At 59.3% G+C, this 10184-nt stretch carries 9 protein-coding genes and 1 pseudogene; 2 read left to right on the forward strand and 8 right to left on the reverse strand.

The features are described 5' to 3' along the window. Positions 1–6 precede the first annotated feature (6 nt). A complete protein-coding gene (gene yegQ / locus ACJTMZ_RS04550; RefSeq protein WP_017383261.1) occupies positions 7–1368 on the forward strand; it encodes a tRNA 5-hydroxyuridine modification protein YegQ in 1362 nt (453 codons plus the stop codon). 248 nt (positions 1369–1616) lie between these two features. Beyond that, entirely contained in the window at positions 1617–2516 is a 900-nt protein-coding gene (yegS, locus tag ACJTMZ_RS04555; RefSeq protein ID WP_015572360.1) for a lipid kinase YegS, read from the forward strand. 69 nt (positions 2517–2585) lie between these two features. Here the strand turns inward: yegS and ACJTMZ_RS04560 are convergent, their stop codons facing one another. From ACJTMZ_RS04560 to ACJTMZ_RS04595, 8 genes and pseudogenes are all read right to left on the reverse strand, one after another. Next, entirely contained in the window at positions 2586–3359 is a 774-nt protein-coding gene (locus ACJTMZ_RS04560; RefSeq protein ID WP_045339123.1) for an ABC transporter ATP-binding protein, read from the reverse strand. 9 nt (positions 3360–3368) lie between these two features. Next, the gene (locus tag ACJTMZ_RS04565) at positions 3369–4229 is read right to left on the reverse strand and encodes an ABC transporter ATP-binding protein (protein ID WP_047365470.1); all 861 of its coding nucleotides are present in this window, start codon (positions 4227–4229) and stop codon (positions 3369–3371) included. Continuing rightward, positions 4201–5106 (reverse strand): ABC transporter permease, encoded by a 906-nt coding sequence (locus ACJTMZ_RS04570; RefSeq protein WP_015572358.1) that lies wholly within the window; start codon positions 5104–5106, stop codon positions 4201–4203. The genes ACJTMZ_RS04565 and ACJTMZ_RS04570 overlap by 29 nt, the downstream gene beginning before the upstream one ends. Continuing rightward, entirely contained in the window at positions 5103–6140 is a 1038-nt protein-coding gene (locus ACJTMZ_RS04575; protein WP_017693076.1) for an ABC transporter permease, read from the reverse strand. The genes ACJTMZ_RS04570 and ACJTMZ_RS04575 overlap by 4 nt, the downstream gene beginning before the upstream one ends. Further along, entirely contained in the window at positions 6137–7753 is a 1617-nt protein-coding gene (locus ACJTMZ_RS04580; RefSeq protein WP_047365468.1) for an ABC transporter substrate-binding protein, read from the reverse strand. Before ACJTMZ_RS04580 ends, ACJTMZ_RS04575 begins: the two co-directional genes overlap by 4 nt. Before the next feature lie 33 nt (positions 7754–7786). Next, positions 7787–8941 (reverse strand): mandelate racemase family protein, encoded by a 1155-nt coding sequence (locus ACJTMZ_RS04585; RefSeq protein ID WP_039270398.1) that lies wholly within the window; start codon positions 8939–8941, stop codon positions 7787–7789. A 297-nt stretch (positions 8942–9238) separates the two neighbouring features. Beyond that, the gene (locus tag ACJTMZ_RS04590; protein WP_015572355.1) at positions 9239–9904 is read right to left on the reverse strand and encodes an HAD family phosphatase; all 666 of its coding nucleotides are present in this window, start codon (positions 9902–9904) and stop codon (positions 9239–9241) included. Positions 9905–9948: 44 nt separating this feature from the next. Beyond that, positions 9949–10184, reverse strand: a pseudogene (locus tag ACJTMZ_RS04595) (cytochrome C biogenesis protein CcdA); the annotation flags it as partial.

The raw sequence follows: 10184 nt of genomic DNA on the forward strand, positions 1-10184 counted from the left end.
ACAAACATGTTTAAACCGGAACTCCTTTCCCCGGCGGGAACGCTGCAAAATATGCGTTACGCTTTCGCCTATGGTGCCGACGCCGTCTACGCGGGCCAGCCGCGCTACTCGCTGCGCGTGCGTAACAACGAATTCAACCACGAGAATCTTCAGCTCGGCATCAACGAAGCGCATGCCCTGGGCAAAAAATTCTACGTGGTGGTGAACATCGCGCCGCACAACGCCAAGCTGAAAACGTTCATTCGCGACCTGAAGCCGGTCGTGGAGATGGGGCCGGACGCGCTGATCATGTCGGACCCGGGTTTAATCATGCTGGTTCGGGAGAACTTCCCGGAGATGGACATTCACCTCTCGGTGCAGGCTAACGCCGTCAACTGGGCAACGGTGAAATTCTGGAAACAGATGGGGCTGACCCGCGTCATTCTGTCCCGCGAGCTGTCCCTCGAAGAGATCGAAGAGATCCGCACCCAGGTGCCGGATATGGAGATCGAAATCTTCGTTCACGGCGCGCTGTGCATGGCCTACTCCGGCCGCTGCCTGCTCTCTGGCTACATCAACAAGCGTGACCCGAACCAGGGCACCTGCACCAACGCCTGCCGCTGGGAATATAACGTTCAGGAAGGCAAAGAAGATGACATCGGCAATATCGTGCACAAACACGAGCCGATCCCGGTCACCAACGTTGAGCCAACGCTGGGTATCGGCGCGCCTACCGACAGCGTGTTTATGATCGAAGAAGCCAAACGTCCGGGCGAATACATGACCGCCTTCGAAGACGAGCATGGCACCTACATCATGAACTCCAAAGATCTGCGCGCCATCGCACACGTCGAGCGTTTAACCCAGATGGGCGTACACTCCCTGAAAATCGAAGGCCGCACCAAGTCTTACTACTACTGCGCCCGTACCGCACAGGTGTATCGCAAAGCCATCGACGATGCCGCCGCCGGCAAACCGTTCGACACCAGCCTGCTGGAAACGCTGGAAGGTCTGGCGCATCGCGGCTATACCGAAGGTTTCCTGCGTCGCCACACCCACGACGACTACCAGAACTACGAGCATGGCTATTCGATTTCTGAACGCCAGCAGTTTGTAGGCGACTTCACCGGCGAGCGTAAAGGCCCGCTGGCCGCCGTCGCCGTAAAAAACAAATTCACTAAAGGCGACAGCCTGGAGCTGATGACGCCTCAGGGCAACATGAACTTCCGCCTCGAGCACCTGGAAAACAAAAAAGGTGAGGCGATAGAGGTCGCACCTGGCGACGGCCATGTGGTCTGGCTGCCGGTTCCTGAAGAGGTAGAGCTGGAGTTTGCGCTGCTGATGCGTAATTTTGAAGGTGAAAATACCCGAAATCCACACGGCAAATAGTCAATCAACGGGATTTTTTCACGCTGGGATAATTCTTAGAATCGGATCACATACCGCTTCGTTCAATACGGGTATTATCCCCCCGCTGAAAAACATAACCCATAAATGCTAGCTGTACCAGGAACCACCTCCTTAGCCTGCGTAATCTCCCTTACGCGGGCTTATTTTTTGCCTTTCATCCTGTTCTTACCCGCTTTTTCCTTCTCTGGGATACACTCTTTCTATAGTTAAAAAAGGGAGCAACCCGGATGGCATCCTATCCAGACAGTTTATTAATTCTCAATGGCAAAAGTGCAGGCAACGATCTGTTGCGCCAGGCGATCACCGAATTGCGTGAAGATGGCGCGCGCATTCACGTGCGGGTGACCTTTGAAAAAGGCGATGCGGCACGCTATATCGACGAAGGCATCAGATTAGGCGCTGAGACCATCATTTCAGGCGGCGGCGACGGAACAATCAACGAGATCGCTGGCGCGCTTATTGACCTCAACACAGCACATCGCCCGGTGATGGGCATTTTACCGCTCGGTACCGCCAATGATTTTGCCACCAGCGCCGGCATACCTGAGGATTTAGGCAAAGCGCTGCAACTGGCTATCCTCGGGAAAGCGACCGCCGTCGACATCGCGCAGGTGAATGAAAGAACCTGCTTTATCAACATGGCAACGGGCGGTTTCGGCACGCGGATCACCAGCGAAACGCCGGAGAAGCTGAAAGCCGCGCTGGGCGGCGTCTCGTACCTCATTCACGGCCTGATGCGCATGGACACCCTCAAGCCCGACAGTTGTGAAATCCACGGTGAGAACTTCCACTGGCAGGGCGACGCGCTGGTGATTGGTATCGGCAACGGACGTCAGGCAGGCGGCGGACAGCAGCTTTGCCCGGAAGCCCTGATTAATGATGGTCAGCTACAGCTGCGCATTTTTACTGGCGACGGGCTGCTGCCCGCGCTGTTTACGACGCTGACGCAGCCAGAGGAGAGCCCCAATATTATCGCCGGGAAATCCGCGTGGTTTGAAGTGATCGCCCCACACGGCATGACCTTTAACCTTGATGGCGAACCGCTGAGCGGAGAGAAATTCCGCATCGAAGTTGTTCCGGGCGCGTTGCAGTGCCGATTACCGCCGGATTGTCAGCTCTTGCGCTGATGGTTTGCCGGGTGGCGGCTACGCCTTACCCGGCCTACAGGACCGATCGCGTAGTCGCCACCCGGCTACCTAATACACCGCCACCTCCCGCGCCATCTCGCGGGAATACTGCTGTGAGGCATTGACCAGCATCCGCGTATAGTCGGTTTTGGCCTGCCCGGCGACCAGTTCGTCCACCGTCAGGCTTTCAAGGATTTTGCCATACTGCATTACCGCCACCTTCTGACACAGATGGGCAATCACGCCCAGATCGTGGGTGACCATCAGGTAGGTCAGGTTCGACTCACGCTGAAGTTCCGCCAGCAGGTTGAGGATTTCCGCCTGCACCGAGACGTCCAGCGCCGAGGTAGGTTCATCCAGCAGCAGCACCTGCGGCTCCAGAATCAGCGCCCTGGCAATCGCCACGCGCTGGCGCTGCCCGCCGGAAAGCTGGTGCGGATAGCGATCGCGAAACGCCCGGCTAAGCCCAACTTTATCCAGCAGGGCGTGAACGCGCCGCTCCCGATTTTTTATGCGGTGAATGTGCAGCGGCTCTTCCAGAATATCGCCGATGGTGTGACGCGGATGCAAAGAGCCGTACGGATCCTGAAATACCATCTGCACCCGGCGGCAGCGTTCCGGGCTGATACGTTTTTCCAGCCGCTTGCCGTTAATCGCCAGCTCGCCCTCCCAGTGGGTAAACAGCCCGGCAAGGCATTTCAGCACCGTGGTTTTGCCCGAACCGGACTCCCCCACCAGGCCGTAAATCTCGCCGTCCCTCACGCTGATATTCACATCGTCCAGCACCTGATTACGCTTCTCGCCCTCGCCAAACGTCAGGTTAAGGTGTTGTATCTCGATCATCTCTGCTCCTTACTCGGTGAGCCAGCTGGCCTGACGCTGTAATACCGGCAGCGTCGGTCGGCGATGGTTGATTTCCGGTAGCGCGCTGATGAGCCCCTGGGTGTAGGGATGCCTGGCGTTGTGCAGATCCTTCGCGGCAATCGACTCCACCACCCGTCCGGCGTACATCACCAGCACCCGGTCGCAGAAGCTGCGCACCAGGTTGATGTCGTGGCTGATAAAGATCAGCCCCAGACCGCGGGACTGCACCAGGTCGTCGAGCAGGCCCAGCACCTGCAAACGCACCGACACGTCCAGCGCCGAAGTCGGCTCGTCGGCAATGACCAGCTCGGGATCGGCGATCAGCATCATGGCGATCATGATGCGTTGCCCCTGCCCGCCGGAAATCTCGTGCGGACAGAGGTGATACACCCGCTCCGGCTGGCGAATGCGCACCACGTCGAGCATCTCCAGCACTCTGGCTTTGGCTTCCGCCTTGCGCCCCGGATGATGGGTCAGCCAGGCTTCGGCAATTTGGTCGCCCACGCACACCACCGGGTTAAGGGAGTATTTCGGGTCCTGCATGATCATCGAGATGCGCTTGCCGCGAATGCCGCGCATCTGCGCCTCGCTGACGGCCCGTAAATCGACATCGCCAAACTGCATCCGCGCGGCGCGGATCTGCGCTTTGGCCGGATGCAGGCGTAGCAGCGCCCGCCCGACGGTGGATTTACCGGAACCGGATTCACCGACAATCGCCAGCTTTTCGCGTCCGAGCTGGAAAGAGACGCCGCGCACCGCGTGGGTGACCGCGCCGCCGTTGATAAAATCGACGTGGAGATCGCGCACGTCGAGCATCGGGTTATTCGCTACGAGGATCGAGGATGTCACGCAGGCCATCTCCTAAGAAGTTGAACGCCAGACTGTTGATCAGGATCGCCAGCCCCGGAATAGTCACCACCCACCAGCACTCCATCATGTAGGTACGACCGCTGGAGATCATCGCTCCCCACTCCGGCTCCGGCGGCTGTGCGCCAAGGCCAAGAAAGCCCAGCCCGGCGGCGGTGAGAATGATCCCCGCCATGTTCATGGTGATGCGGATAATCACTGACGGCAGGCACAGCGGGACAATGTGACGCCACAGTACGCGCACCGGGGAAGCACCCTGAAGCCGCACGGCGGAGATAAAATCGGCCTGGCGCAGAGAGAGGGTTTCGGCGCGCGCCAGACGGGCAATCGGCGGCCAGGCGGTGAGCGTAATCGCAATCACCACGTGCTCCAGCCCCGGCCCGAGCGCCGCGACAAACGCCAGCGCCAGCACCAGGCTCGGGAAGGAGATAAAGATATCGGTGACGCGCATCAGCACCGCGTCCACCCTGCCGCCGAAGTAGCCTGCGGTCACGCCCAGCAGCAGCCCCAGCGGGCCAACGGTCACGGAGACCAGCAGCACGATGTAGAGCGTGATGCGCGCGCCGTACACCAGCCGGCTGAAGATGTCCCGGCCAAACTCGTCGGTGCCGAACCAGTGCAGTGCGTTCGGGGCGACCAGCGCGTTATTGAGGTCCTGCACCAGCGGGTTGTACGGCGCGATCAGCGGGGCAAACGCCGCCACAATCAGCAGCAGCAGGATAATCCCGCCGCCGATGGCGGTGAGCGGATTGCGCGCCATCTTGCCGACGAAGCCCGCGGCGCGGCCCAGCGTGCGTCTGATACGCTGGCGGCGTTCGGATGGCCCGGTCCCCAGCGGCGAATCCAGAGAAACGGTCATGATTTCGTCCTCGGGTCAAAGAGTTGATACAGCATGTCGGAGAGCAGGTTCAGCATCACGAAGATGACCCCCACCAGCAGCACGCAGCCCATGACCGCGTTCATATCCCCGAGCAGCAGGCTGCCGGTGAGATACGAACCGAAGCCCGGCCAGGAGAAGACGGTTTCAATCAGCACCGCCCCCTCCAGCAGCGAGCCGTAGGCCAGCGCCACTACCGTCAGGAGCTGCACGAGAATGTTGCGAAACGCGTGATTCCAGATCACCTGACGTTCAGTTAATCCCTTCACCCGGGCAGTGATAATGAACTCCTGCGACAGCTGCGCCAGCATAAAGCTGCGGGTCATGCGGCTGATGTAGGCCAGCGAGTGGAAGCCGAGCAGCGACGCGGGCAAAACCAGATGGTTAATGGCGTTCCAGAACACCGCGCCGTTCCCGGCCAGCAGCGCATCCACCGTCATCAGTCCGGTGCGGCGTGGGACTACCCCCTCCAGTCCGAGATCCAGACGTCCCGCGCCTCCCACCCAGCCAAGCCAGGCGTAGAACAGCAGCAGCCCCATCATCCCGACCCAGAAAATCGGCGTGGAATAACCCGCCAGACTGATGATGCGCACCACGTAGTCGGAAACGCTGTTGCGCCGCGCCGCCGCCAGTACGCCCAGCGGAATGCCCAGACCCGCACCGACGATAATCGCCATCGTCGCCAGCTCGAGCGTCGCCGGGAAGACGCGCAGAATATCGGCAGTCACCGGTTTACCCGTCAGCAGGGCATTGCCCAGATCGCCGTGCAGCAGGTTATTGAGGTAAATACCGAACTGAGCCAGCAGCGACCGGTCGAATCCCAGCTGGTGATAGACCTGCTGATAGGTGCTGTGGTCGGCATCCGGTCCGACAATCGCCAGCACCGGATCGACGGGCATTACGCGGCCGATGAAAAAGGTCAGCAGCAGCAGACCGAACAGCGTCACCACCACCTGCGTTAACCGCTTTGAGAAGCGCCGGGTCCGTGAGCCGGGCGCGAGAATTGCCACACTCATTTGTCACCTCCGGTTTTGTAGACGTCGCGCAGGAAGGTGGTGGCCGACGGGTGCGACTGGAAGTTCTTCACCTCGTTACGCACCACCACCGAATCAACCATCTGCGACAGAGGAACCATCGCCGGGATCAGCGCGTCGTAGCGGACCTGGATCTGCTGGTAATCGGCGATCTGTTTTTCCGGATCGCGCTCCAGCAGGGCCTTGTCGATCATTTCGTTGAGCGGCTTGTCGTAGAAGCTGGTACGCCAGCCCTGGAAGTTGGTCAGACGGGCTTCATCGCTGTTGTCCGGGTTATAGACCAACGCCCGCAGGCTGGAGTGCGGATGGGGTTCGACGCCGCTACCGCCGCGCCCCACCAGCATGTCGAACTTGCGCTCGCGCATTGCGCCGTAAATCTGGTTCCCGGTGCCGGTGATGATTTTGGCGTTGATGCCCGCCTGCATCAGCGTCGACTGCACGGCGATGGCGATATTGAGGAACGGCTGATCCGCCAGCACCCGCAGGGTGGTGTCAAACCCGTCCGGGTAGCCCGCCTCCGCCAGCAGCTTTCTGGCGCGCGGGATATCGAGCCTATAGCCCGGGTCCGGCAGCGTGGACGGCATACCCGCCTTGATCGGGCGCTGGTGCAGCACGCCGTAGCCCGGCATCAGCGCGCTGTTGATGCCCTGATAGTCAATCAGATAGCGCACCGCTTCGCGCACCTTCGGGTTAGCGAAATGGGCCTCTTTCATGCTCATCGCCACGTAGTACACCGTGCCTTTCTGCACGGCTTCGACGGTGAGCTGCGGGTCTTTGCGCAGGGCGTTAATGTCCGCCACCGCCATGTTGTTGGCAACGTCGAGGTCGCCTTTCTCAATCATCAGGCGCAGGGTTTGTGACTCCTGGAAATGACGCAGCACCACCCGGCTCATTTTGGGTTCTTCCCGCCAGTATTGCGGGTTGCGCTGCATGCGCAGCACATCCTTCGCCTGCCAGGTTTCCAGCATAAACGGGCCGGAACCCGCTTCGTTGGTGGTAAGCCAGCGGTTGCCCCAGTCGTTATTCACCGCGTGCTGCTGCACCGTTTTGCTGTCGAGCACGCCGAGGTTGCCGAGCGCGCCGAGGGAGTAGATCACCAGCTGCGGATCGTTAGGCTTAGGCAGAACAATTTGCACCGTGTAGGCATCGGTGGCGCTGATTTGGCTGTCGATGTTTTGCTTAGAAAATCCATACGACTTCCACACCGAGGCCTGGGCAAGGTTGAGGTGCAGCAGACGGCGCATCGACCAGACCACATCCTCCGCCGTGAGCGGGTTGCCAGAGTGGAATTTAACGTCGTCACGCAGGTGAAAGGTCAGGGTTTTACGGTCCGGCGAAATATTCCAGGACTTCGCCAGCGCGGGCCTGACGTTGGTGAGCGCGTTCGGGTCCAGCTCCACCAGCGAGTCGTAGAGATTGACCACAATGCCGACCACTTCGTTACCGGTCATTGCCGCCGGATCGAGGGTCAGCAGGTTATTCATGTTCATGCCGATGATGAGCTGGTCGGGCGGCGTTTTCGCGTACGCCGCACCGCTCCCCATCATCAGCGAGAGCGCGAGCAAGCACGCCCCGGCTAAGGGAGATCGTTTCATGTATATATCGCCTGTAGGGTACGTTTTTATCTGTCAGTCGTGGCTGACGGTATTGGCTTCGATATATGCAAAATTAATGTCTTCGCCCAGTCCCGGGCGGGTCGGCAGACTGACCATGCCGTTTTCGTCCATAGGGTCCACCAGGCTGTTGAGGTACGCCGCCGGTTGGTCGTAGTCGAGGAACGGGTGCAGCAGGCCGCGCTCGTACCAGCGGCAGTTTTTGATGGCGCCAATCACCGCCAGGCTGGCCGCGCCGTTGCCGTGTATTTCGCAGTCCATGCCAAAAGATTCCGCCAGGTTCGCCACCTTCAGCGTTGGGGAAATGCCGCCCACGCCGTTCGACCCTGCGCGCAGGATGTCGCAGGCCCCGGCTTTGATCCAGTCAGCACGGCTGTGGTGCTTTCCGCCCAGGCTTTCCGGCCCGATAACCGGAATCGAGAGGTTCTCCGCCAGCCACGCGTAGGAGGCCATGCTCTCCTCTTCCATCGGCTCTTCAAACCAGGCGAAGTCAAGCTTTTCCAGCGCTTTGCCGATGTACAGCGCCTCGGTACGGCTGTACCAGTGGTAGCCGTCAATCATGAGGTCAATGTCCGGGCCAACCGCTTCACGCACGGCGGCACAGGCTTTGACGTCCATCTTTGGATTGGGGGCGAAAGAGACCGGCGGCATCCAGGTGTGCAGCTTGATGGCCTTGTAACCGCGCGCTACCAGCTTTTCGGCAAAGCTGGCGTACTCCTCCGGCGTGGATAATCCGCCCGGCAGATCGTCGCCGCACATGGTGCTGCCATAGGCCGGCACCTTATCGCGATAGCCGCCAAGCAGTTTCCAGACCGGCAGGTTGAGCTTACGGCCAATCAGATCCCACAGCGCCTGTTCAACGAAGCCCAGCGCACGCTCGGTCAGCTGATGCGCGCTTCCCCGCTGCCAGTGCGCCAGATCCTGCCAGATGCGTTCCCGGTTGAATGCGTCCTGCCCCACCAGCACTTTGCGAAAGAAGGTATTGACCACAAAGGGGCGCACCACTTCCGGCGGCGCGAACGAATATCCGCGGGTGCCCTCTTCTGCCGTGATGGTCAACATCGCCATTTTGGCCATGCTCTCCGGCCCAGGATGCGAATGCCCCGCGGCGTCAGAGACCCGACGCGTCGGGTACTGAAAAACGGTGACGTCTACAGATTCAATTTTCATTATCGGTCCTTAAGTCCGGCGATAAGCCCAGAAGCAGAAAATGACAAAGGGGTTTTATGTTTTTAAAAATGCGTTTCAGTATGTAATTTAAGCATAAAAAATCAGCACGTCCTCGGACAAAACGCGTTAAGGAGAGGCTATTTTTTGGGCATATGCACGGTCGGACGTGACAATTTTCACAAAAGCGCGGGGAAATGTGAGGTTGATCGGGAGACGTTATTTGAGGGTAAGCGCAGAAGCAGGAATATGCTGACCGGCAACAACCCGCGGAAACTTCTGCGCTTACAAATCAGTCAACTAACCCGCTTCCGGGGCTGGAACGGCAAGCGTTTCCAGCAGCGCATGCATAGACGCATACCGGCCACTGGCATTGTTAAAGCTGGCATGATGGCACGCTGGCGAGACGATGAGGGTTTTGAGCCCCGCACTAAGGGCGGCACGGTAGCCGCTCTGGCTGTCCTCAATCACTATGCACTGCGAGGCCGTCAGGCCTAATTTTCGCAGCGCCGAGAGATAGACGGCAGGGTGCGGTTTTCCGTAGCGTTCATCATCGGCGCTGCAAATGACCTCAAAATAGTGACCCATCCTGAGTTTCTTAAGCACCGCATGCACGATTTCATGCGACGAAGAGGTGGCAAGTGCAATCCGGTAACCTGCCTCACGAAAATACGACATCACGTCGTAGATGCCCTCTATCGCTTTGCCTTCCCGGCCAATCAGTTCGATGATACGCAGACGAATGGCCGCTTCAATCATTTCAGGATCGGCCTCAAGTTTGCAGTATTCGCACCAGGTCCGGGCAATCTCATCCAGCCGCTTGCCTTTCGTCAGTGACTCACACTCTTCGTCGCTGACCTCAGCACGCCAGCCTGCCAGAGCTGCTTTCTGCGCCTGACGCCACAGGCCTTCGGAGTCAATGATGACGCCATCCATGTCAAAAATTACCGCCTTAACATCCATCATACGTCTCCGTGAATGGCCCGACGCTGCCGTCAGGCCTGAATAAATTACGAAATTCCGACCGTTTCACCCTTACAGGTTTCCTGACGAACAAACCCAGGCTGTTCAACCCGAATAAACGGACACAGGATGAAGGCCACGACATACAGCGCCGTGTAGGCAATGACCACGCCGAGCGTGCTGAACCAGGGCAGCAGCACCACGGCAATCGCCGGCGCAAGGAAGTTAGACAGACCGGCTGACAGGTTATACACCGAAATCGCCGCCCCCTTGTGCCGCGGCT

Origin of the sequence: Enterobacter sp. DN (genome assembly GCF_046054285.1) — a bacterium.
Taxonomy (GTDB): domain Bacteria; phylum Pseudomonadota; class Gammaproteobacteria; order Enterobacterales; family Enterobacteriaceae; genus Enterobacter; species Enterobacter hormaechei_C.